Below are 24080 nucleotides of genomic sequence, written 5' to 3' on the forward strand. Positions count from 1 at the left end.
AATATAGAATATAGGTAATCTTTTAGAAATGAGGTTGATAACATTGGGTGACATAGCAAATGGTATATGCTCGGAAGCTAAACCTGTTAAAGTCCCACATAGGAGTACTCCAAAAAAAGTCTTGTTTGCACGGACTATAATGATTGCTGTTGGTGCAATATTAATGGCTGTTGGATTAGAACTATTTTTAGTTCCTAACCTAATATTAGACGGTGGAGTCGTTGGTGTTTCCATCATTCTTTCTCATCTTACAGGTGTTCGTTTAGGAGTTTTTATATTCATCTTGAACATCCCTTTCTTTTTCCTCGGTTATAAGCAAATAGGAAAAACCTTCGCATTATCTACCCTATTCGGTATTACTGTTTTATCCATTTTCACATCGTTATTACATAAAGTTGAACCTGTAACTACAGACTTATTACTTTCCACTGTATTTGGCGGAATTGTGTTAGGGATTGGCGTTGGCCTTGTAATTCGAAATGGTGGTTCTTTGGATGGATCTGAGATTCTTGCAATCTTATTTAATAAAGCCCTCCCATTCTCTGTCGGAGAAATCATTATGATTATTAACTTAGTTATTTTCTCCGTGGCGGGATTCGTCTTTACATGGGAACAAGCAATGTATTCATTTTTAGCCTATTTTATTGCATTCAAAACGATTGATATTGTTATTCAAGGTTTAGATGAATCTAAATCTGTTTATATAATAAGTGATTATATAGAAGATATTGGAGATGCAATTATGGACCGTTTAGGACGTGGTGTTACGTATTTGCACGGTGAAGGTGCATTTACTGGAGACAATAAAAAAGTGATTTTCACCGTCATTACGCGATTGGAAGAGGCTAAGCTTAAAACGATCGTAGAAGAGATTGATGATCATGCTTTTCTAGCTGTAGGTAATATTGCAGAAGTTCGTGGTGGAAGATTCAAGAAAAAAGATATTCATTAAATAATAAAAGCCGATTACATCCGTGGATGAGATCGGTTTTTATTTTTATACAAGTATTTTTACTTTTTGTAACATTGTGCCGTATTCCGCTAAATTCGTATGGAATGAAAATGCCTTCTCTAACACATGAGGAGTTTGTCCGCCTCTTGTTAAAGCTTCTTCATAGTAACGGCTTAATTGTTCTTTATACTGAGGGTGTGCACAGTTTGCAATGATTAGCTTTGCTCGTTCCCTAGGTGCTAGTCCACGTAAATCTGCATAACCTTGCTCCGTCACAACCACGTCTACGTCATGCTCCGTATGATCTACATGCGCTACGAAAGGAACAATACTCGAGATGTTGCCGCCCTTTGCAATTGACCTTGTCACAAAAATGGCTACTCGTGCATTACGAGCGAAGTCACCGGAACCACCAATACCATTCATCATTTTTGTTCCAGAGACATGTGTAGAGTTAACGTTCCCATAAATATCGAATTCTAAAGCAGTATTAATAGCAATTAATCCGAGACGACGTATTATTTCTGGATGATTTGTGATTTCCTGTGGTCTTAATATAAGCTGATCACGGTACTTTTCAAACCTTCCATATACCTGCTTCATTTTCTCGCTTGAAAGCGTAATTGAGCATGCAGATGCAAAGTTTACTTTTCCCGCATCTATTAAGTCGAACACAGAGTCCTGTAGTACTTCTGAATATACTTGTAAATCTTCAAACTCAGAGTCTATCATGCCATGTAATACAGCATTCGCGACGGAACCAATCCCTGATTGTATAGGTGCAAGTTTATTTGTAAATCTACCTGCCTTCACTTCTTCACGTAGAAATGTAATTAAATGCTGCGCAATTTCTTCCGTTTCAAAATCTGGAGGAACAATTGTGGAGGGGGAATCTATATGTTTTGTAAACACAATGCCTTTTATTTTTGCTAAATCGAAAGGAATACCGATTGTCCCAATCCGAACATCTACCTTCGTTACAGGAATTGGCTCTCTTTTCCCTTGTTCTGCTGGTTCGTATAAATCATGCAATCCTTCTAACAATTCAGAGTGCCCCATGTTTATCTCTACTATAATATTCTTTGCTTGTGATACAAATGTTAGAGAGTTCCCAACAGAAGTAGTTGGAATAATCATTCCATCTGCCGTAATTGAAACCGCTTCCACTATTGCAAAGTCAATTGCAGGTAAAGCTCCTGATCGAATCATTTCCGCTGTATGGGATAAATGCTGATCGACGAATAGATGTTTACCAGCATTAATGTTTTTTCGCATTGTTGCATCTGCTTGGAATGGCAAACGCTTATTTATGATGCCTGCTTCTGATAATAATTTGTCTATATCGGAGCCTAAAGATGCTCCTGTAAAAATATTCACTTTAAAGTCTTCTTTTTTCGCTCTTTCCACTAAAGCAAATGGAACCGCTTTCGCATCACCTGCGCTTGTAAAACCACTTAACCCCAATGTCATTCCATCTTGAATCCATGATGCAGCCTCATCCGCACCAACAACTAGACTATGTAAACTATTATCCTTAATACGCTCAAGATTCTTTTCCATCACTTGAGACCCCCCTTGAATATAGCATTTAGATAATCTTATCGTGTTTTGTCACAAATTCGATAAAAAATGCCTAACATACTATTTATGTGCATGAAGCAGAAAAATTAATTACTCAAACAGCACTCTCTAACAATTTTAAAATATTCTTTATTTACTTTGAATAATCAAATGAAAAAAACGCTTGAATTACAGGGAATTTTCCCCTTCCTCAAACGTTTATCTTTAAAATCCTAATAATTTTCGAAAATAACTAGAATATGATTGGCTTACGGATATTTTTTCTTCATTATCCATCGCAAGTACAAATGTAGAATGCGTATCAGGAAAAATTTCTTTTATATGATGTACATTGACGATAAAGGATCTATGACATCGAATAAATATTTCTCTTGGAAGCCTATATTCAAAGTCTTGTAAGGAACTAGTATGTGTACCAGAGAACGTTTTCGTTACAATATATGTTTTACGATCTCTAGCTTCTAAATATATAACATCTGAAAAAGGGATAGGTTTCCAACCATCCTGCGTTTTAATTGTAATAACTGATTTCCCTTCCGTGAAGGCAGGATAAATAGCTAAAACACACCCTTCCAATTCTCCTTTGAACTGAAATGGCACTGCCATGCCATGATAAGGCACTCCAAAAACTTCCCTATCAATAAATTCGGAAACCTTTTGCTTACTATGCAATGCTTTGTACGCAATTGTTCCTTCCTTTACAGAATCACCTGGGGTAATCCTCAAATCTATTCTCTTACTTGGGCGATAATATATATATTCCTCCCTATTAGAAACGGCAATAGAAATTTCATCTGAAAATAGTTCACCAATAACGTCTAAGAGTGCAACAATGGATAGATCCTTCATCCTTTTACCTCCATTTATTCACAAACGACTATTTCACGAGAAAACTGTTGCTTTGTTGTTATGCAACGATCTGTTACTTGTAAACCTACCTTCTCCAAACGCTCATCCATCGATTCAATTGTTACAATGACTACTTTCTTTGCAATTCTTCTGGCATGCTTTAAAATGGTGAACTGTTCTTCCCAAGATGCACTTGTATATAAATTGTAAGGTAAATCGATAATAGCTACATCATATGTTTCCGTGATGTCTTCTATTGCACTCTTTTTTACATCACCAGTTAAACCAAAATAAGCAATATTTTCTCTTGATCCTTCGCAAACTAATGGATTAATGTCTCGACCAACGATATGTATTCCCATCGATAGCGCTTCTACTAATACAGTTCCTATTCCACAACAAGGATCTATTGCTCGGATTCCTTTGGGATGTGGAACAGCGATATTTGCTACAGCCCTAGCAACGCGTGTGCTTAAAGCTGTAGAATACTCTCTTGGTTTTTTCACATGATGAAACCATATCGGTTCACTTTTTGTATAAGCACCGAAATACCAGCGACCACCGTATGGAACTATTGCATATAGCTGGTCGGGATTATGTAAATCAAAGTCTCCTTGCATCTCACTTCCGATTGTTCTTTCTATTTGAAGACGCTCGCTATTTTCAATTTTATCTTTGCCTTGGCGATCGTTAATTTTCAAAAATATTACCTTATTCGTCTCTTCTTCCGATCCAAAAGCGGAAGCGTGTGCAATGATCTCTTCTATTGTGTCACCATCTATCAAAACTTCTACTCGACCTTTCATAAATGGACTTCTACTAGGATCTATTTTCACTTGGCTTTTTATAATTTTTAACTCTGTGTCTTCTCCAAAAAAAGAGCGCATCTCTAAATGACATAGAGAGCGTTCTGCATCATTGTATGCATATGTATAAATGAATGCCGGTTGTCGGCTAAGTTTCGTCAATTTATTCCCTCCAATGGTACTTCTATTATAACATGCTATTTGCTTCGAGCGAGATACATACTTAACTGTAGCTTGGAGTATCCTAAGCTTATTCAAATCAGAAAGGCTTTAAATTTGAAAACACTATCTCATGGAGTTATAATTGTCCTGCATTCGAATATTTTAGTATTAAAATATATAACTGGAGGAAATACAAATGACTAGATTAGAAGGTAAAATAGCAATTATTACAGGTGCAGGTTCTGGTATGGGACGCGAAGAAGCACTTTTATTCGCAAGAGAAGGCGCAAAGGTTGTTGCAACAGATATTAACGAAGCAGCGGTTCAAGCAGTAGCAGAGGAAATTAAAGCAGCTGGTGGAGAAGCTATCTCCGTTGCTCATAATGTTGCTTCAGAAGAAGATTGGAATAAGGTCTACACTGAAACAATTAACGCTTTCGGTAAATTAGATGTTCTTGTAAATAACGCTGGTATTAGCCAACGTGGTTCTATGGAAGATTTAACTGTTGAACAATGGGATACAATTATGAGCATTAACGTTAAAAGTGTGTTCTTAGGAACTAAATTATCATTGCCTCATTTCCGTGCTAATGGAGGAGGTTCAATCGTGAACATTTCTTCTATCGCAGGGTTAAAGGGTAGTTCAGGAGCAGGTGCCTACACTTCTTCTAAAGGAGCTGTACGCATGTTAACAAAAGCATCTGCAGTTGACTACGGTAAAGATAATATCCGTGTAAACTCAGTACACCCTGGTTTCATCGTGACGCCAATGAGTAAAGCATACATGGAAGACGAGAAAATGAGTAAATGGTTCTTGGCTCAAACTGCTCTTCCACGTGTTGGTCAATCAGAAGAAGTTGCTGAAGCAGTATTGTTCTTAGCATCCGATGCTTCTTCTTACATTACTGGTGTAGAACTTCCAGTTGACGGCGGAGTAACAGCGAAATAATTATACATGTAAAAACCGATTTCTTCTGAAAAGAGGATCGGTTTTTTTTGATTAGCCATCATTTTTATGGCTTATAAAGACACCGCACCTGGTATTGTATAAAGTTAACATATCACACCGTCTTTTAAGTAGTTATATATTTCTTCCCCTATCTCCGTTAGAATTCGCTTCGATAATAAGTCATCTACATCCTTCGATAGAACAGTTGCAATTAGCTTCCGTTGACCTATGAAAAAAATACCCACGTCATGACGCGTCCCTGGAAACCATCCTGTTTTATGCGCTAACTCCCAAGCAGTCATTCCATTATTAATATTGGAATATGGGGACGGCAACTTCTCTGGTAAGCAATCTTTTATTTGCTGCTTTTTCATGATACCTATCATTTGTTCACTAGCCTCTGGACTTACTAACTCACCTGTTGTCATCTGTTTTAGCAACTTTGAAATATCATTAGGAGTTATTTGATTGAATCCTTTTGGATTAGGGTTACTCATCATTAACTTATTATAAAAAGTACTCTTCTCCATACCCACTTCTTTCATCGTACGTACAATGTTGTCCACTCCAACTAGATCAATCAGTATATTCGTTGCAGTGTTATCACTTTGAATAATCATTAGCATAATTATGTCTTTAAGGGAGAGTGCTGTTCCAGGAGTCAAATGCTGAAGAACACCAGAACCTAAAACAAAATCTTCGGACTTGAGAACAATCTGATCTGATATTGCTAGTTTTCCCATTTCAGCGGCGGCGAAAACTGCTGCCATAATAGGCACTTTTATAACACTTGCTGCGTAGAAGAGTTCGTCCCCATTCCACACCCACTTCTCACCTAAATCCAAATCTTCCAAAACAATGCCCCAGGTTCCATCCGTTTGTTCAATCAATTCTAGAATACTATTTACAAGTGTTTTCACATTTTATCCCCTTTGTTGATATTTTTTAATTTTCATTGATTATAATCTATTATAATTAAATAGTAAGGTATATTATGAACATTGAATAAATAATAAAAGGTGGAAATTCCTATTCAACAGTTATTTTTACTACAACGGGTACTTGATTATATCGATAATCATATTACGGAAGAAATTGATCCAGAGAAACTGGCTACACTTGTGTGTTATTCCCCTTATCATTTTTATAGAATTTTTGATAAGCATATTGGTTATACGGTTATGGATTATGTACAAAAAAGAAAGCTTCAGTTTGCTTTATATGACTTAGTCCAAGGCAAAAAAATTATTCAAATAGCATTGGATTATGGTTTTGAAACTCACTCTGGTTTTACAAAAGCTTTTAAAAGATGCTTTGGAAGTCCTCCTAGCTTATATAAAATGCATTGCCCAATCTCATTGCCACAAAAATTGGATTTACTTAGTCTTCGTCAAAAACAAACTGGGGGCATCGTTATGCAACCGAAAATTGTTCATAAACAAGCTTTTGAAATTGCTGGCAAAACATTCGAGAGTGACATTGAAAAGGTCTCTTATACAAGAGATGCTCCTGCCTTTTGGGAACAAAGAATTCCACCGGATGAGGCAATCGAAAGAACACTTTACGATTTATTATCTCCTAGAGAACATGGGGAATACTGTATTAATTTAAGTGATACGGATTCACAGGATAAATTCACTTATTTATTTGCAGTAAACTACGATCAAGAAATTCAGCTAACTGATGGATTAACAAGGTTGAAAATAAAAGCTGCGACTTATGCAGTTTTTAGAACCCCTCTCGTAGAAGCCGAACAATTTGTCCCTTCTATCAAAGGAACTTGGCAGTATATTTTGGAGGATTGGTTACCACAATCTCGTTATGAAGTAGATGAAACTGTTTATGACTTTGAATATTATGATGAACACTGCCACGATTGGGAATATGAAAGAATATATATGGAAATTTATTTACCAATAAAAGTAAGAATTGAGGTTTAGTATGACTGTATATCAATTAATAAGTGATTATAAAAACATACAAGCATATAAGGAAAGCTTTAATGAACTGGCTAAAATAGTCTTTGGAATTGATTTTAAAATATGGTACGAAAAAGGTTATTGGAGCGACAATTATATTTGTTATTCATACGTCGATGGAGATAAAGTGATTGCAAATGCTTCTATAAACAAAATGACGATTGTATCTAATGACAAAGAATATCAAGCCATACAAGTTGGCACAGTTATGACGCATCCTGATCATCGTAATCAAGGGTTATCCGGTAAACTGATGAACCATATCATTGAGAAATATGAAAAAGAGTCTGATTTTATCTTCTTATTTGCTAATAAATCCGTTTTAGATTTCTATCCTAAATTTGGATTTGAAAAAGTACAAGAAAGTAGTTTTTCATTGAGCATATCAGATGTAAAAAAACAACCAACAAAATCAAGCAATTTAAGACGTTTAAATATTGAAAGTGCACAGGACTTGCAACTATTAGAAAGTTTTGCAACTGAAAGAATACCTGTATCAGCTTTCCTCGGAGTAAAAAATAATAAACATCTATTAATGTTTTATTTTATCCTAGTTTTTAGCGAGGCTATTTATTACATTGAAGAAGAGGGTGTAATTGTACTATTTAAACACGACGGTAGCCATCTTCACCTTTTTGATATAGTCAGCAAAAAAAGAGTGGAAATAGACTCCATTTTAAGTCATATTATTTCTACTGAAACGGAGACAATTAATTTCTATTTTACTCCAGATGATAATGATAAAAAGTTCAATACCGCGCTTGTAACAGATAGTGATGATACACTATTCGTCCGTCCACTGATTAAAGATGTAACAGAACATTTTTTCTTTCCATTAACATCGCATTCTTAAAATATTTGATGGTACAAACAAAAAGCACAACTCTTAATAGAAGACTAGATTGGAGAAATAGATAGTTATAGATGCAGAGGGGAATGAAAAAAATGGAAAGAAATTTTAGTAAGTATTCTATCATTTTAACTGTTATTGGAATTTTTGTTGCTTATATGGCTTTCCCACCAATTAGTATTGATCTATTGGGTTGGTGGGGAATATTTATTGGTTTTGGTATCTATTTAACAGGCATATTACTTGGAATCGTTGCTTTCTTTAAGAAAGAAAAAGGATTTATGAAGTATGTCTCGTTACTTTCCGTTTCATTAGGCGTTTTATTCATTGCATTTCTTTCTGCAATTGTCGGTAAAATTTAACGAAAATTAATTTGTTACCCTTATTGAACTAACGAAGTAGTTTAGTTTAATAAATATTTTGGTTTTTATGGTACATTACAATTTTAATTAGGGGGGGTTAAATGAAAAAAATACATTTTTTTAAAGTGCTAATAATTGGTGTAGGAACAATTGCATTTATACTTTGGATTAGTGGATGGCTGAATCTTTGGATAAATGGAATTAGTGTTATTGCCAACGATGTTGAAGGTTATCGAATTCATTCCTATCCTGTTGATGGAGAATATTCTGTTAAGATTGATTTGAGTGATTTTGATAGTAATGAGGGGAAAGTGCTTTATGATGATGGGGAGAACCAAATTTACGTAGAAAAAGTATGGGTCAATGGTAATTCAGATTACGAAGTTTGGTTTAGGTCGAGTGGAACTTATAGTTTAAGAGGTGCAACTGTAGTTACTGGCAATGAACATGCACGAACCGATAATGGTTTTACACTTATTGATCATGTTAACGCAATAGCAACATATCAAGGGGATTCTTTTAAAATATACCCTTCAGGTTCATCTGGTTTTAATTATAAGGATGGAGATTCATTTGGATTTTATTTGTTTCCACATGATAAAGAGGTAGATGTCGATATTGAAAAAGATTCCTTTATAGAAGTGAAACTTTCAAATTTATATATGCATAATTGGGAGAAGAAATAAATGCTTGCTTTATAACTCTCTTCAACTAACAGGTGCTTTAGTCCAATAAGGATAGTAAAATATTACATCAAAAAACGCTCATATTCCTGAGCGTTTTACTTGTCATTTATAGCGCCAATTTGCTGTTGAAATATATGCTGGTTAGTATGAAATTTACTTTTTCATTGGCATTTTACTCCCACTAATCAAACCAGTTATTCTAAAACCAATGCTTTTTTGTTTGTTTTAATAAGTTTCATTAGTAAAGTAATCACTCTTTAGAACTTTTCATAATAATTTTATATAAGTACAGAACAGGCGACAATAAAATTGCACTTACAATGATTGCCGTTTTTATTGTAAAGTTCGATGCTACTAATCCGATAACTGGACCACCACCAATTTGACCAATAGCATCTACTTGACCTTTTACCGAAAAGAAAGTTGCACGTATGGATGATTCTGGTATGATCTTATTTAGCCAAATGTCCTCAAGCGGATACATGACTTTCCTTGTTACTTGGATAAGTATATAAAATGCTAACAAACCAACCACATAAGTGGAAAAAGCAAACCCAATTAATGACGTTATAACAAATAAACTTCCTATAAAAAGAGACATGTAAATATGTTTCAAATTTTGATGTATTGAACTTCGATTCATCAAATGAAGTGCTGCAAATGAAATTAACACGACTATAAATTGAATTCCACCCAATATTAATACTAATTTCTCATCTGTGAAATTCCCTATATTCGATACATTCAATAAATGAGACATCCATAATCGATCAAAACCTTCACTATAAAATCCTACAAACAAAGCTATTAGAAATAGCATTCTCATGATAAAGCTTGCTTTAGAGTAAAGAATAATTTTGCCCATATTGCCTTTCATGTTTTCCCAAGTAGAAATTCTACCTAACTTATTTAAAGGTTTAAAATTGTCTTCTATCATAAAAATCATTAAATATATTGCTAATCCTACCATACACAATCCACCAATAATGATTGGCAGGCTAATCATGAAATAACCTATGAATATACTTAATGGGATAGCTATAATTTGCCCAAGGTTACCGGCCTTTGCTCCTCTTATAAATGCTAATGAAGAACGTTCCTCTCCAATTTCGTCTGCAATCCACGCTTGCTGAGATCCACTAGTAAACGTATAACCTATCCCCCAAGCAACCTGAGCCAATAGTACAGGTATAATATAGGGGAATAACCCCTCCACTAAAAAGCCAAATCCTATTAGTAGATAACCAGTTATCATAGAAAGCTTGCGGCTTTTCAAATCTGACACTACTCCGGTAGGAATTTCAAAAAGGAAGACCGATAGCTCCAAAACTGTCCCAACTAATACAAGTTGTAGCGGATCAAGCTTTACAGTTTGTACTTGATATAACAAGTTTACTGTAAATATAATCGTAAAAAATAATTGTGATAAAAAGCATGTAGAAATATAAACTAGATATGGATCTTTTGTCTTTAATATTTTCATTGCGTTACCCCCTAAAATTAATTATAAAGAGAGGGTTAATCGACTTCTTGTCCAAATTTGCGATAATAAGAAAAGCGCAAGCGCCTATGTCTGCCCCGACAGGCAAATGGGGAAAAGCGAGGAGGCAGCTCCCCAGCCACCGCAGCTTTTTCACATTTGACCCCGAGGGGCAAGGCGCTGGAGTCTGGACAGTTACTTAGTAGAAATGCATACTTATCTTATTAAAAATACCCTGTAAAATAGACACTTAAAAAAGGTCATCTTAACAGGGTGTTTTAGGTATCAAATTTTCATATTAACGTTAGTTCCTTTTCGACCTACTATGAAAACGAAAATCCCTTACCCATAGTGGAAGTCTTATGAATAAACTTAAGAGAAGTGTGATTAATACGAGTAAAGCAGACGTTTTTTGAGCAATATCTGATGCGTCCTCCACCAGTGCTTCCGATTGTACATACCACAAGTGCACAGGTAAAGTGCCTCCTTGCGACATGAAATTCCAATCCCACATCTCCCCGGATGTGCCAGTACCCCCTACCAGTAGTATTAATGCAGATTCACCAAATGCCCTACATGCAGCAAGGCTTACTCCACTAATAATTCCATTTAAAGCAGCAGGTATTACTATTTTTACAATGGTTTGTGCTTTAGTTGCTCCTATTGCATAGGAAGCTTCTCTTAAATCATTATGTACAGTCTGAATTGCTTCCTCTGTAACTCGAGTTATCACTGGTAAATTTAATAGTGAAAGAGTAATACCTGCACCAATAATAGTTAGCCCAATATTAAAAATATCGACGAATAACACATAACCAAATAAGCCAATTACAATAGAAGGAACTGATGCCAAGCTTTCCACACATGTCCGAATAAACTCTGTAAATCTATTGCTAGGTGCATATTCAGATAAATACACTCCTGATCCAATACCAATTGGAATCGAGATGAGTAATGAGATGATTAACACATAGATAGAGTTAAGTAAAAAAGGACCAATTCCTCCACCCGCATCAATTTCACTAGGTAAGCCTACTAAGAAATCAAAAGAAATCTTAGGTAACCCCTTTGATAAAATATATAGAAGCAACCCAAAAATGAGCACTAAAATAAGTGTTGTGATAATCCATAAACCCATCGTAAACATTTTATCCGTTGTTTTTTTAAGTTGTTTATATAACTTGTTAGATGAATTCCCAGTCATTCTCATGCTCCTTTTACACGAAGCTTTCTAATAATGATGATCAGTAAGTTTGAAATGAGTAGTAATAAAAATGCCATCATATATAAGGCGTGATTCCAAGTTGAATCAAATTCTACATCAATAATTTGGTTTACAATATTGCTTGTTAAAACGGCAGTTGGAGTCAATAAGTCAGATGCTAGTTGGGGCGTGTTACCGATGACCATAACAACCGCCATTGTTTCACCTATTGAACGTGCCATGCCTAAAATAACAGCTGTGAATAGTCCGGGTGCTGCGGAAGGTAGAATCACTTTAAGGATGGTTTGCATTCTTGTACTCCCTAGCGCATAACTGGCTTCTCTCAAATCAGATGGTACAGAAGAAATTGCATCATCACTAATTCTTGAAATAGTGGGTAATACCATGATATTTAATACTATAGCTGCAGCAAGTAGCCCGTCCCCCATAGTAGCACCGGTTATATTTCTTAAAAAAGGGATAAGCACTGTTAATCCTAAGTATCCGTAAACAATAGAAGGAATGCCAACTAATAAATCTAACACTGGACGTATTATTCGCTTTAGCCATTTAGGAGCTATTTCTGCAGTAAAGATTGCAACCCCTATGGAAATTGGTGCTGCAAATAATAAAGTTAAACCCGTTAAAGCAAGCGTTCCTAATATAAAGATGGCTGCACCAAATTTATCATCATACGGTTCCCATGTTGTGGAAAAAAAGAATTCTTGAATAGAAACGTCTTTAAATACTAATAATCCAGTACGACCTACAAAAATAATAATGGATAACAAGGTTAAGCCTAAAATCAAGACGCTAAATAAACAAAAAAACTTAAACAGACGATTTTGAAAATAGGTACTCTTTGTAATTTTTTTTTCATAACCGTTAGTTAACAAGTGCTCTATTTTACTCATGAAATCCTCCAAATACCAATATAGTGCCAGCCTTTTACGGCTGGCACTTTAGCTTATTTAAGTGAAGAAAAACTTACTTCATTTTATCAATTGGGATAAATTTCAGTTTAGTTAAAGAACCATTTTGAAATTTACCGCTTTGAATATACTTTATAAACTCTGCATCAGCACCTGTTGGTTCACCTTTTGTTACTAGGTAACCGTAGCTCCATACTTTATACGTTCCTTTAATAACGTTTTCAGTAGTAGCAGCTACACCGTTAAAATCAACTGACTTAATATTCCCTTTTACATAAGCAAAGTCTACATAACCAAGAGCATTTGGATTGGTGTCAACAGCAGTAACCATTTCTCCACTTTTTCCAACTTCTTTATAGTTCTCACCTTTTGTCATAAAGGCAGCTCCATCTAACGCTTTCATTTGATAGTTCACGCGAGTACCTGAACCATGTTTGCGGTTTACAACAACTATTTGAGCATCGTTTCCGCCAACTTCTTTCCAGTTTGTAATTTTCCCTGCATAAATATCTTGCAACTGCTTTGTTGTTAAATTCTTTACAGGATTCGCTTTATTTACGATAGTAGCAAATGGAATAGCAGCTACTTTGTGCGCTTTCAAATCTGTGAAGGCTTTAAATCCAGGCACTTCTTTCGTCGCATCCCAATCGACAGCTCCTATCGTTGCAGCACCTTTTGATACCGATTGCGGACCTGCAATGGAAGAAGAACCTGACACGGATACGGACACTTTAGGGTTAATTTTTTTAAATTCTTTCGCTGCTTGTTGAGTTAATGGAAGTAATGCTGTAGAACCAGCTACAACTATCTTTCCTGATGTTGCTGCAGAAGCAATACCATTGAATGAAAAACCTACAGCCGCGACTAATGACAAACTTAATATTGCTACACGTTTCATAATATTCATTGATTATTTACCCCTTTTCCTATTTCGTTAATGTTTCCATTAATCCGTTTTTAAATTTAACTAATTTTTCACCTATTGTTCCTGGTGTCGTTGCAACGATGGATTTACCATCATTCGAAACGGAGAAAGATGTTAATTCTAATTTTGTTTGTGCAATATTTTTCAACTTTTTGGTAACAGCGTCCCATTCATATATAACCGAGTATCCATTACCTTCTTTCACCAAGATCATTAATTCCCCTTTTGTAGTAACAAAAAGATCTTTAATGTCTTTGCTTGAGATAAGAGTTGAAACAGCATTTTCTGGGTTAATAATTTTTACATCAGGAAGTTTGTCACTTTCTGCATCTGCACTTACGTACACAATACTTCCATTTGCTAAAAAGTTCGGGAATACTTTGTTATCTTTTGAAGTAGTTACAGAAACTGCTTTTCGCTCAACATCATCTAAGTTAATAGCATAAACTTGTTGCTCTGTACCTGTTAAATCTATTTTGTCTACCTCTGGATTTTCTCCTTCAGTAAGGGATGTACTTCCTTCTTTACCTACTACATAAAGAATCTTTTTACCGTCCATTGACAAGCGAAGATCCGTTTTGTAAATTAATTTATCTTCAAAGATTTTTGTAATAGAACCATCTGTCACGTTAATAAAGGAAATTACTTCACTTTTATCACCTTGTAAGAAATAAATTTTTTGGCTATCTTTTGACCAAACAAATTCTAGTTTCACAGAGTCATCTTTTACATTTAATCCATTTATTTTTTTAGTTACTAAATCTACTAAATACACATAACCATTTTCGTCCGAATAGATAGCTTGTTTTCCATTAGGAGAAACTACTAACTCCGTTGCATTCACTGTGAATAATCCTTTTTTAGAAGAAGTATTCAAAAGTAATGAGCGACTTTCTGTTTCAGTTTCATTCGTTACAAGAACAGAATCATTGTCAATCCATTGTGGATTGAATGTGTCGCCACTTAGTAGCCCTGCAGTTGAAACAAAGAACCCGTTTGGAAGGGTAAGAATGTCTCCCTCAAACGCTTTTATCAAATCGGTAAGTTCTGCATAGACGACATTTTTAACTAATATAGGATTTTCTTTTAGATTTATGGATTTATTATTTACTACCATCGCTTTGTTTGATAATTTCAATTTAATCGTTTTACCTTTTTTAGCAACTAATACTTCTTTATTATTCACCGTTGTAGAAGCAGAAAATAATTTCGCAATATCTTGTACCGAATATAATTGTTTTCCGTTAACATTAAGTGCTTTTACCTTTTTATCATTTCCATCCACTTTTAATGATTTTTCCGTCAGATTAAAAGTCCCAGAAACAGATACTAAAAGGCTTTTATCAATTAACACATCACCGCCAAGCGTTTTTATGAAAGAATCTGCTTCCACAAATAACGTTTTGCCTACTAATTTAGCAGGGGTGCTTAGTTTGATGCTTTTACCATTAACTACTACATTTGCAGAATCTACTTTGTAGTTCATTTTATATACTTTTTTACCGCTATTTTTTGATACTTCATAAGTTTTTGTTTTGCTATTGTATTTCACAGTAGCGACCATTATTTGAGATAATTGATCAACAGAATATAGCTTTTTCTTATTTAATTGTGTAAAAGAGATTACTTTTTCTTGGCCATTCACAACAATTGTTTCTTTTTGAATATTTTGCTGCTGTTGTATAGGTGCTGCACTTACATGGTTTACTGCTACAGGAGTAAATACACTTCCAGATAACACTGCAGTAGCTATAACTAAACCTGAAATTTTACGCTTCATTTTCTCTTCCCCCATTTAGTTGCTTTCTTTTTTAGCAAAACCTACCTAGCCTAGAAACTCTCCTCTCTATTTCCTATTAAGTTTCTAATTAGAATTTTATTCCTCAATTGTTAAAGGAGTTTGATGATTTTGTAAATTTACTGTGTGCATTTTGTAAAGAATTGTATGGAGAGATAACAAGTGTTTATCAAAAAAAAAAAAAACGTGGCGAGTTCTATTGAACTCACCACGTTTTTTTAATATTAAAGATCCTGATAATCCCTTTGATATTTCCCACCATCTTTTACTTCTGAGTGATACAAAGCTTTTAACGCAAAACTTTTTTCTAGGTCGTGTTCTTTCATAACTTCTTTTAATCGCTTAGAAAGTTCAGGACTATACTTCACTAATTCTTCCATTTTGGATTTTGAATACTGCATAATTGATTACCCCCTAAACTAAATTTGTCTTTATAGTATAACACTATAGGAAAATACCCGTGCAATTAAGAAAAGAGCGACCGATTGTAAGGTGAAAGCTACCAATCATTTGCTATAATAAAGACAATAGTTAGAGCGAACAGAGGTGACGTAGTGTATAAAACGATTGGAATTCTTGCACATGTAGATGCCGGAAAAACTACTTTTTCCGAGCAGTTGCTGTATCATACTAAGGCGATTAGACAAAAAGGTCGTGTCGATCATCGAGACTCTTTCCTCGACAGTCATTCGATTGAAAAAAATAGAGGTATTACAATCTTTGCTGATCAAGGAATATTTACTTATAACGATTCCACTTATTATATTATCGATACTCCTGGTCACGTCGATTTCTCTCCAGAGATGGAACGAGCAATTCAAGTGATGGACTACGCCATTATCATTATTAGTGCAGTAGATGGCGTAGAAGGTCACACAGAAACCGTTTGGCAGTTACTTCGCAAACACCAAGTGCCAACCTTTTTCTTTATCAATAAAACTGATTATGAAGGAACTGATACAGCGAAAATTCTAGCGGAAATTCGTTCTAATTTATCCGAAGATGTATGTGATTTGGCCAATTCTTTTAACGATGAATTCATTGAATTTATTGCAGAGCGTGATGAAGAACTTTTGGAAAAGTATATGGATACTGGATACGATTATGAAGAATGGATAAGGACATTCAAACGAATGATCCATGAAAATAAAATATTCGCCTGTGCAAACGGTTCTGCATTAAAAGATATCGGTGTCCTTGAATTTTTAGATAAACTCGATATGTTAACAGAGACTGCCTATAATCCAGATAAGGAGTTTGCCGCACAGGTGTATAAAATTCGCCATGATGAAAGTGGAAATCGAGTCACTTTTCTAAAATTATTAAGTGGGAAACTAAAAGTTCGGGATGAAGTGATGTATGATGGGCAAACGGAGAAAATTACGCAGATCCGACTATATAATGGAAATAAGTTTAAACCAGTTGATCAAGCCCTTGCTGGTGAATTAGTTGCTGTAACAGGGTTAACAACTGCTTCGATTGGTGACGGAATTGGTGCTATCAATGATAAGGTGGCATTTGATATGGTCCCAACATTAAAGTCAAAAGTCATCTTTGAGGCTCCTATCCATGTCAAAGAGATCTTACGTTGTTTTAAACTTTTAGATGCGGAGGATCCTTCTTTACGTGTTTATTGGGATGAGCATTTTCAAGAAATCCATGTACATGTGATGGGTGTGATTCAACTTGAAGTACTTGAACAAATTGTTCTAGAGCGTTTTCACTTCCACGTATCCTTTGGCGAACCTAGAATTCTTTATAAAGAGACAATCGCCAATGCGGTTCGAGGACATGGTCACTTTGAGCCGTTAAAACATTATGCAGAAGTACATTTATTGATCGAGCCTACTAAACGTGGAAGCGGGATTTCATTTGAAAATGTATGTCACGCGAATGATTTATCAATTGGCAATCAAAACTTAATCCGACACCATTTGTTAGAACGGGACCATCACGGGTTACTAACGGGTTCTGCATTAACTGATGTAAAAGTTACACTACTTACCGGTCGTGGGCATAATGAACATACATCCGGTGGAGACTTTAGAGAAGCAACTTACAGAGCTTTAAGACAAGGCTTAGAAAAAGCTCAAAATGTCTTACTAGAACCATTTTACGACTACAAAATTAAAGTAGATATGGATCTTATTGGACGAGTCCTATCTGACATTCAACAAGCTCACGGAACCTTTGAATCACCAGAAAATATGGGGGACAAAGTAATCGTCAAAGGACGAGTACCTGTCGCAACATTTATGAATTATAGTACAGTTTTTGCTTCTTTCACACATGGGAAAGGAACTCTAAGTTTACTATTTGGGGGATATGACCGATGTCATAACATAGAAGAGGTCATTGAAAAAATTGGCTACAATAAAGAAGCAGACCCTGAATATACTTCCACTTCAATTTTTTGTGCAAAAGGGAAAGGTTATAAAGTTCCATGGGATGAAGCTGAGGAAGCAATGCATTGTCTTTAGACTGATAGGAAACACTTTCATTCAGTCTAAAATATATTTCAAATCTAAGGAGGAATTGCTCATGATTGCAACGATTCAAAAAGAAGATGAAGTCTACACCGCACATTACGAAAGACATTTTCACCATACGGTAGATAATGTTTGGTCAATGCTGACTGATAACGAGCAGCTACAACAATGGTTCACGGAACTTCAAATTGTTGATTTACGAAAAGATGGCTTAATCAAATTTGATATGCAAGATGGAACTTTCATTGACATGAAGATTCTAGATTTTGAACCTATGCAAGTATTAGCTTTTGAATGGGGTAAAGATACTGTAAGGTTTGAATTATCTCCTGTTTCTGATGGATGTCGTCTCGTTTTTATTGAAACTCTCTCATCCTTTACAGAACATACAATAAAAGATCTTGCGGGATGGCATGTATGTTTTGATGTAATCAAAGCAATTTTAGATGATCGAACAATTGAGTCAAGAAACGACAGTTGGAAAGCTTGGTATGTGAAATATAAGGATCTTCTCCAAACATTCGTAAAATAATAGACACCCTATAGCAATTCTCCATTGCTATAGGGTGCTATCATCTACTCATAACGGAAAATTATGAACCGTTCATTGCTATTTTGTTCATATAATTCCTGTACTTTTACTTCTTTCAACAACTCAAATGCAGTTCTTTCCTCGAGAAACTGAATATACTCCGGAGTAGGATAATAAAGAATAACATCTACCGAACGTGCATGTTTTTCAACCGATTGAAGAATATTACTTATAACCTTTTGAAAAATTTGAAGGGAAAATGGATTAAAGAAGTAAAAACGATTATCTTTAAAATCCACTTTGTATTCCTCCGCTAGCATTCGTTCAAATCCAATATAAGCTCTTGTTTGCTTGGATCTACCCATGTAATTCACCAGGTTTTCCATCGATTCCTGATATAGTTGTCCGCTCATTTCAACTCCTGTAACAGATACATGCAGATGGTGATGTATATAAAAAGGAAATCGGCCTTTACCACAACCGAAATCTACAAATTGATCAGTAGAAGCACAGTCATACTCATCGAAAAGAGCTTCTAACGCTATGTAAGGGGTTGCTTCATAACGGTTATAATGCGCGGATTGGTGTTGCCATTCCCTTATGCCCTCCGTTTTAATACGAAGCAATCGATCGTGCTCTTGTTCTTTCATTGCATCCTCCTTTTAAACATTTAGATGAAAAACAAAAACAAGAATATATCCTAGAATGGACAAAAAGACAGATCCAATGAGACCAGCTACAAAAGGTTTTACGCCTAATTTTCTAAATGTTTTAATGTTTATATTTAATCCTAATCCCGCCATCGCCATTGCAATTAGTAAATATGCTACTAGGACAAGAAAACTTGCAAATGATTCTGGGAAAATTCCAAGTGTATGAATACCACTCATCACGAGAAAACCAATAATGAACCAAGGGATACTAGACATCGAAAATTTACTTTTCTCTCCGTCCTTTTCTCTTCTTTGCATGATAAATCCAATTACTAAAGCAATTGGAACTAACAATACGACGCGTGTAAGCTTTACAATGACAGCTAAATCTACCGCTTCACTTCCCCCTGGGGCTGCCGCTGCAATAACATGGGCAATTTCGTGAAGAGTTCCTCCGGCAAAAACACCGTATCCTTTAGCAGTTAAATTTAGTATAGGATAAATAAAAGTATATACTAACGTAAATAGTGTACCAAGTATCGCAATTGTCGCAACCCCGATGGCCGTTTCATCGTCGTTTGCTTTTATTTGCGGTGCAATTGCCACGACAGCTGCCGCTCCACAAATAGCTGTCCCACAAGCTGTTAAAATTCCTAATTTCTTATCTACACCAAACAAACGTGTTAAACCATACACAGCGAATAGGGCAAAAATGATATTAATAAGTGCTATAAAAAAAACGCTTAACCCAGCATCATAAATATCCGCTAAATTCAATCGCATACCTAACAGTATAATACCTAGTCGTAATAATTTCTTACTTGAAAAAGTTACCCCTTGTTGGAATTGTGCTGGCACACCAATTGTCGCACTCCAAATCATTCCTAAAATTATGGCAATTACTAACTGACCCATTATAGATAAAAACGGAATTCCTGCTAACAGTTTTGCTATTAACGCAATGATTAAAGTAATTCCTATACCGTAAAAGAAATGTATATTCTTATTCATCTTAAAAGTATCCTCCTTTATATTTAAGTTCACTATACGTTTATCTTCATTATTAGTAAAATACATATATATAATGATTTCAATTAATAATTTTAATGAAGGAGTGATAATTAATGAACTATGATGCACTAAAAACTTTTGTGACACTGGCGGAAGTTAAAAACTTCACAAAAACTGCGATGCTCCTTCATATATCTCAACCAAGTGTTAGTGTCCATATAAAAAATTTAGAAGCAGAATTTCAAACAGAATTGTTCATAAGATCCCCCAAATTATTAAAAATTACTCCTTCTGGAGAAATATTGTATGAACGAGCTAAACAAATGCTTTCTATGTATGAGCAATCCCAAAAGGATATTCTAGAACATCAACATGAAATTAGAGGTAAGTTAATCATTGGGGCAAGTTTTACAATAGGAGAATACATTCTCCCTTCCTTAATCATCGAACTTCATTCCCAGCATCCAAGTCTTGAGTTGGAAGTATTTATTGGGAATACGGAAGACATTGTTCAATCCGTTCGATTATTCAAAGTAGATATTGGGCTAATAGAAGGACAAACAAATGATAAAGAACTACAAGTAGAACCTTTCATGGAAGATGAATTATTTATTGTTAGCTCTTCTCATCATCCACTTGCTTTAAAAAAGTCGCTTACTATCAATGATTTTCAAAATCAGAAGTGGTTTATGAGGGAGGAAGGTTCAGGAACACGTGAATACCTAAAACATGTAATACGTTCCAACGGAGTGAAAGCAGAATCCATAGTCACTATCAATAGCAATCAAGGAATTAAAGAAATGGTTACCCTTAGCAAGGAAGGTCTATCGCTATTATCTATTCATACAATTTATAAAGAAGTTAAACAGCAAGATTTAGCTATTCTTCATCTTAACCAACTATCTTTTAAACGCACTTTTTCATGTATATGTGCTCCAATTATGGAAACGAAAAGACATGTTTTAGCATTTAAAAATGTCTTAATGAATAAAGAATATAAACCGCTTCTTACGATGCCATTGGAAAGTGAAAAAAAACCTTCGACCTGATATATATCAGGTCGAAGGCACTTTTTTAAGCTTGTTGTGATTTTTTCATTAGTTCTTTGAAGTCTGGTACAGTTGGGTTAGCAAGATAATGGCCACCCTCCACTTGAATTGTTTGTCCAGTAATGAATTTAGATTCATCTGAAGCTAAAAACAGCACAGTGTTTCCAATATCGTCTGCCTCACCATGATATGGAAGAGCATTATATTTTCCAAAAATATCTAATAGAGCTGGAGGTAAATTATTTTTAGCTGCCGGCGTTAAAATAAGGCCTGGTGCAACTCCATTACAACGAATATTATCTCTACCATATTGAGTTGCAATATACTTTGTCAACTGAACAACTGCAGCTTTTGACGCTCCATATGCAGAACGTACTGAGTCTGATGCAAATGCAGCCATAGATGCTGTATTTATAATAGAACCACCACCAGCTTTTATCATATGTGGAATAGCGAAACGGCTACCTAGTAACACACTTTTCGTATTTACGTTCATTAATTTATCCCATTCATCTAGGTCCATGTTCACAACATCCAAATCCTTTTTAAGATTTGTCATACCAACATTGTTATACAAAACCGTTAGGGAACCGTAATGATTTACAGTAAATTCAACTGCTTCTTTTATAGATTCTTCTTTAGATGCATCTAAGAATATACTTACTGCTTCTCCACCTTGACTTTTAATATTTTCCGCTGCTTCTTTCGCACCGTCTACATTAAAATCTGCAATGACAACTTTTGCTCCTTCTTTTGCTAAAAGTTGCGCAGTTGACAATCCAATACCTGATGCTCCACCTGTTACTAATGCTACTTTACCTTGTACACGATTCATAATAATTTCTCCTCTTTTTTCCAAATTTATCATTATAATTTATCTTAGTTTTGTAGCTCCACCATCAACCATTATTGTCTGACCCGAAATATAGTCTGAATCAGAACTTGCTAAAAACACTGCAACTCTTCCGATATCACTTTCTAATTCACCTAGTCTTCTAAGAGGAATTTTTGAAAGCACTGCTTGATAATATTCTGGATTTTCTTCCGCCCATGCTTGCATGCCAGGAGAATTCGCAATCGGAGCGATTAAGTTTACGTTAATGCCGAATGGTCCAAATTCATTTGCTGCAACACGAGTAATTGCACGAATTGCTTCTTTTGCTGCTGCATAAGTTACTTGAGTTGCATCCCCATTAATGCCCGCACTAGAAGCAAAGTTGATAATTTTTCCTTGCGTCTCTTTTAAATGAGGTAGAGCAGCTTGCATTAAGTAAAATGTCGGATAGAAACCAGTATTAAAGGATAAATCAAAATCTTCTTGAGTCGCTTCTTCGATTGTCTTAATGCGAGAAGCATGTGCATTATTAACAAGAATATCTAATTTCCCAAACTTACTTATAACTTGGTCAATAATACCTGCCAATTTTTCACGTTCTGCCAAGTTTGCTTGGATAAAGATAGATTCTGGTGCATACGCTTGTAGTTCTTTTATTGATTGCATGCCAAATTTTTCATTAAGGTCTACGATAACAACAGTGGCACCCTCTTTTACGTATGCCATTGCCATTCCTTTTCCTATTCCTGAAGCTCCGCCAGTAATAATAGCTATCTTCCCTTGTAGTCTACTCAATAAGAACATCTCCTTTTTCCAAATTTATTTTAACACTAAAATATATAAAGTTAAAGCAAGTTGATTGATTGATATTATTTACCAAACACATGTGACTGTACCCACCAATCACTTTGACCCATTAGAGTTTCGACATCTTTGAGTGGATATATGCTCACGGGATCCCCTTGTAAAACAGCAGTTGCATAAAAAGAAGGCACGCCAATCACCACTGCTTGATTACCATTGACCGTCTTTTTCATGATGCTCACTTTCGCTATCCCCCCCACATTCGTATAACCAAAAGTCTGTCCAGAAAAGAAATTTCCTAATGAATAAAACACATGCGTTTCGCGACCTTCATTTGTTCTTATCATTTCATATGGTTGAATAACATGCGGGTGGTGGCCGAATATAATATCAGCACCTGCATCAGCCATTATTAGGGCTAATTGTTTTTGTTCTTCGTTCGGTTCCAATTCATATTCAGTACCCCAATGAATGCTCACAATAACGAACTCAACTTTGCGTTTTAATGCTCGAATTTCCTTCGATACTCGTTCAGGATCAATTTGATTTACCAAATATTCATTACCGTTAGGAGTCGAATATCCATTCATTCCATATGTATAACCAAGAAATCCAAAGTTAATATCTTTTACTTGTAAAATGCGGTCGTTTTTTTGATCTTCCCACGATTCATATGCCCCAATATAAGGAATATCGTACTTTTTCATATGATTAATAGCTGATAAGACACCCGCTTCTTTTTGATCGAGTGTATGATTATTCGCCATGGATATTATATCCACTCCAACCGTTTTCAAATCCCCTATAATATGTGCAGGACTTGAGAAATTAGGATAACCCGAGTATCCAAACTCGGCTCCTGCTGGGATAGATTCCTGATTGGCCAATAAAATATCTAATGATTCTAGCTCCTTTCTTATTGGTTCAAAGGATGGTAGAAAACTTTCGTAATTGTATAATGGATAATGCAATAAAATGTCTCCAATCATTCCAATCTCTATCGTTTCCTCCTCATAATCCATATGAAATGTCGAAATTTGTTTCCCGTGGAACTTTTCGTTGAAAGGTTCGTTCACTTGTAAATTAGAATAGAATAAGACCGAAACAACAGATATTAGTAATGAATATAAGCTTTTTATAGGGAGCACCTCCCTTGCAATCATTTACTTTAATTAAATTGTTTATTCAAGAT

Annotated in this window: 24 protein-coding genes; 9 read left to right on the plus strand and 15 right to left on the minus strand. The window is 35.2% G+C overall.

All coding sequences use genetic code 11. The features are described 5' to 3' along the window. Window positions 1-28 precede the first annotated feature (28 nt). The gene (locus ACEPXD_RS19305; RefSeq protein ID WP_391118570.1) at window positions 29-952 is read left to right on the plus strand and encodes a YitT family protein; all 924 of its coding nucleotides are present in this window, start codon (window positions 29-31) and stop codon (window positions 950-952) included. Window positions 953-997: 45 nt separating this feature from the next. Here the strand turns inward: ACEPXD_RS19305 and ACEPXD_RS19310 are convergent, their stop codons facing one another. The 3 genes from ACEPXD_RS19310 to ACEPXD_RS19320 form a co-directional block, all read right to left on the minus strand. Then, on the minus strand, window positions 998-2512 hold the full coding sequence (locus ACEPXD_RS19310; RefSeq protein WP_391118572.1) for an acetyl-CoA hydrolase/transferase family protein: 1515 nt from the start codon (window positions 2510-2512) through the stop codon (window positions 998-1000). 225 nt (window positions 2513-2737) lie between these two features. Next, complete coding sequence (locus tag ACEPXD_RS19315) at window positions 2738-3382, minus strand: LytTR family DNA-binding domain-containing protein (RefSeq protein ID WP_391118574.1); 645 nt, start codon at window positions 3380-3382, stop codon at window positions 2738-2740. A gap of 14 nt (window positions 3383-3396) precedes the next feature. After that, window positions 3397-4350 (minus strand): TRM11 family SAM-dependent methyltransferase, encoded by a 954-nt coding sequence (locus ACEPXD_RS19320; protein ID WP_391118576.1) that lies wholly within the window; start codon window positions 4348-4350, stop codon window positions 3397-3399. 196 nt (window positions 4351-4546) lie between these two features. Here ACEPXD_RS19320 and ACEPXD_RS19325 point away from each other — a divergent pair, with 196 nt between their 5' ends. Beyond that, a complete protein-coding gene (locus tag ACEPXD_RS19325) occupies window positions 4547-5299 on the plus strand; it encodes an SDR family NAD(P)-dependent oxidoreductase (protein WP_391118578.1) in 753 nt (250 codons plus the stop codon). Window positions 5300-5403: 104 nt separating this feature from the next. Here ACEPXD_RS19325 and ACEPXD_RS19330 read toward each other — a convergent pair whose 3' ends face one another. Further along, window positions 5404-6219 carry a serine hydrolase gene (locus ACEPXD_RS19330; protein WP_391118580.1) on the minus strand — a complete coding sequence of 272 codons (816 nt, stop codon included), beginning with the start codon at window positions 6217-6219 and terminating at the stop codon, window positions 5404-5406. A gap of 99 nt (window positions 6220-6318) precedes the next feature. Here ACEPXD_RS19330 and ACEPXD_RS19335 point away from each other — a divergent pair, with 99 nt between their 5' ends. The 4 genes from ACEPXD_RS19335 to ACEPXD_RS19350 all read left to right on the plus strand — a co-directional run bounded on the left by ACEPXD_RS19335 (window position 6319) and on the right by ACEPXD_RS19350 (window position 9176). Beyond that, the gene (locus ACEPXD_RS19335) at window positions 6319-7239 is read left to right on the plus strand and encodes an AraC family transcriptional regulator (protein WP_391118582.1); all 921 of its coding nucleotides are present in this window, start codon (window positions 6319-6321) and stop codon (window positions 7237-7239) included. Window position 7240: 1 nt separating this feature from the next. Beyond that, entirely contained in the window at window positions 7241-8131 is an 891-nt protein-coding gene (locus ACEPXD_RS19340; protein ID WP_391118584.1) for a GNAT family N-acetyltransferase, read from the plus strand. A gap of 92 nt (window positions 8132-8223) precedes the next feature. Continuing rightward, window positions 8224-8490 (plus strand): hypothetical protein, encoded by a 267-nt coding sequence (locus ACEPXD_RS19345; RefSeq protein ID WP_391118586.1) that lies wholly within the window; start codon window positions 8224-8226, stop codon window positions 8488-8490. A 101-nt stretch (window positions 8491-8591) separates the two neighbouring features. Then, window positions 8592-9176, plus strand: a complete 585-nt coding sequence (locus tag ACEPXD_RS19350) for a hypothetical protein (RefSeq protein ID WP_391118588.1) — start codon at window positions 8592-8594, stop codon at window positions 9174-9176. A gap of 250 nt (window positions 9177-9426) precedes the next feature. Here the strand turns inward: ACEPXD_RS19350 and ACEPXD_RS19355 are convergent, their stop codons facing one another. The 6 genes from ACEPXD_RS19355 to ACEPXD_RS19380 form a co-directional block, all read right to left on the minus strand. After that, window positions 9427-10659, minus strand: coding sequence for an MFS transporter (locus tag ACEPXD_RS19355; RefSeq protein WP_391118590.1), 1233 nt, complete (start codon window positions 10657-10659; stop codon window positions 9427-9429). A gap of 301 nt (window positions 10660-10960) precedes the next feature. Next, complete coding sequence (pstA, locus tag ACEPXD_RS19360; RefSeq protein ID WP_391118592.1) at window positions 10961-11860, minus strand: phosphate ABC transporter permease PstA; 900 nt, start codon at window positions 11858-11860, stop codon at window positions 10961-10963. 2 nt (window positions 11861-11862) lie between these two features. After that, window positions 11863-12774, minus strand: coding sequence for a phosphate ABC transporter permease subunit PstC (pstC, locus tag ACEPXD_RS19365; protein WP_391118594.1), 912 nt, complete (start codon window positions 12772-12774; stop codon window positions 11863-11865). A gap of 73 nt (window positions 12775-12847) precedes the next feature. Then, a complete protein-coding gene (locus ACEPXD_RS19370; protein WP_391118596.1) occupies window positions 12848-13699 on the minus strand; it encodes a phosphate ABC transporter substrate-binding protein in 852 nt (283 codons plus the stop codon). 19 nt (window positions 13700-13718) lie between these two features. Next, window positions 13719-15497 carry a stalk domain-containing protein gene (locus ACEPXD_RS19375; RefSeq protein ID WP_391118598.1) on the minus strand — a complete coding sequence of 593 codons (1779 nt, stop codon included), beginning with the start codon at window positions 15495-15497 and terminating at the stop codon, window positions 13719-13721. Window positions 15498-15739: 242 nt separating this feature from the next. Next, entirely contained in the window at window positions 15740-15916 is a 177-nt protein-coding gene (locus tag ACEPXD_RS19380; protein WP_090567581.1) for a hypothetical protein, read from the minus strand. Window positions 15917-16069: 153 nt separating this feature from the next. On the opposite strand from ACEPXD_RS19380, the gene ACEPXD_RS19385 reads away from it, so the two are divergent. After that, window positions 16070-17995: a GTP-binding protein gene (locus ACEPXD_RS19385; protein WP_391118600.1), complete on the plus strand. Its 1926-nt coding sequence runs from the start codon at window positions 16070-16072 to the stop codon at window positions 17993-17995. A gap of 61 nt (window positions 17996-18056) precedes the next feature. After that, window positions 18057-18536: an SRPBCC family protein gene (locus ACEPXD_RS19390; RefSeq protein WP_391118602.1), complete on the plus strand. Its 480-nt coding sequence runs from the start codon at window positions 18057-18059 to the stop codon at window positions 18534-18536. Window positions 18537-18580: 44 nt separating this feature from the next. On the opposite strand, the gene ACEPXD_RS19395 is transcribed toward ACEPXD_RS19390, so the two are convergent. Both ACEPXD_RS19395 and ACEPXD_RS19400 read right to left on the minus strand, forming a co-directional pair. Further along, window positions 18581-19186, minus strand: a complete 606-nt coding sequence (locus tag ACEPXD_RS19395) for a class I SAM-dependent methyltransferase (RefSeq protein WP_391118604.1) — start codon at window positions 19184-19186, stop codon at window positions 18581-18583. A gap of 12 nt (window positions 19187-19198) precedes the next feature. Then, a complete protein-coding gene (locus tag ACEPXD_RS19400) occupies window positions 19199-20200 on the minus strand; it encodes a YeiH family protein (RefSeq protein WP_391118606.1) in 1002 nt (333 codons plus the stop codon). 113 nt (window positions 20201-20313) lie between these two features. On the opposite strand from ACEPXD_RS19400, the gene ACEPXD_RS19405 reads away from it, so the two are divergent. Next, window positions 20314-21249: a LysR family transcriptional regulator gene (locus ACEPXD_RS19405; RefSeq protein ID WP_391118608.1), complete on the plus strand. Its 936-nt coding sequence runs from the start codon at window positions 20314-20316 to the stop codon at window positions 21247-21249. A 25-nt stretch (window positions 21250-21274) separates the two neighbouring features. Here the strand turns inward: ACEPXD_RS19405 and ACEPXD_RS19410 are convergent, their stop codons facing one another. From ACEPXD_RS19410 to ACEPXD_RS19420, 3 genes are all read right to left on the minus strand, one after another. After that, window positions 21275-22084, minus strand: a complete 810-nt coding sequence (locus tag ACEPXD_RS19410) for an SDR family NAD(P)-dependent oxidoreductase (RefSeq protein ID WP_391118610.1) — start codon at window positions 22082-22084, stop codon at window positions 21275-21277. A 39-nt stretch (window positions 22085-22123) separates the two neighbouring features. Further along, window positions 22124-22879 (minus strand): SDR family NAD(P)-dependent oxidoreductase, encoded by a 756-nt coding sequence (locus ACEPXD_RS19415; RefSeq protein WP_391118612.1) that lies wholly within the window; start codon window positions 22877-22879, stop codon window positions 22124-22126. A gap of 74 nt (window positions 22880-22953) precedes the next feature. Continuing rightward, window positions 22954-24051, minus strand: a complete 1098-nt coding sequence (locus ACEPXD_RS19420; RefSeq protein ID WP_391118614.1) for a CapA family protein — start codon at window positions 24049-24051, stop codon at window positions 22954-22956. Window positions 24052-24080 lie beyond the last annotated feature (29 nt).

The sequence above is a fragment of the Psychrobacillus sp. L3 genome (genome assembly GCF_042945595.1).
Lineage (GTDB): Bacteria > Bacillota > Bacilli > Bacillales_A > Planococcaceae > Psychrobacillus.